Here is a 261-nt window from a genome sequence, read left to right as displayed (position 1 = left end):
AACCCAACTACCCCAGAAACAACTAAGCCAGCTGCTCCAACCGTCACGCCTCAAAATGATGGTTCCGTTGACGTAACACCAGCAGACGGTACTGATAGTCTGGAAATCACTTATACGCCAGAAGGTGAAAACACCAACCCAACCAAATTCACTGTTAAGAAAGAAAACGGTGAGTGGAAGAAGGGTGACGACGCTCCAGAAGGCGTAACCGTTGATAAAACCACTGGTAAAGTCACTATTCCAGCAAAGAAAGTCAAAGAC

1 protein-coding gene is annotated in these 261 nt (G+C 46.4%); it reads left to right on the top strand.

Annotated features, from left to right (window positions below; genetic code table 11):
* Positions 1–261 (top strand): hypothetical protein (locus tag ADA16_RS11165; protein WP_048758493.1); only part of this gene is annotated, 261 nt, incomplete at both ends.

The sequence above is a fragment of the Corynebacterium vitaeruminis genome, assembly GCF_001054325.1.
Classification (GTDB): domain Bacteria; phylum Actinomycetota; class Actinomycetes; order Mycobacteriales; family Mycobacteriaceae; genus Corynebacterium; species Corynebacterium vitaeruminis_A.
Note: the sequence above shows the minus strand (reverse complement) of the source record. Positions and strands in the feature narration are given on the sequence as shown.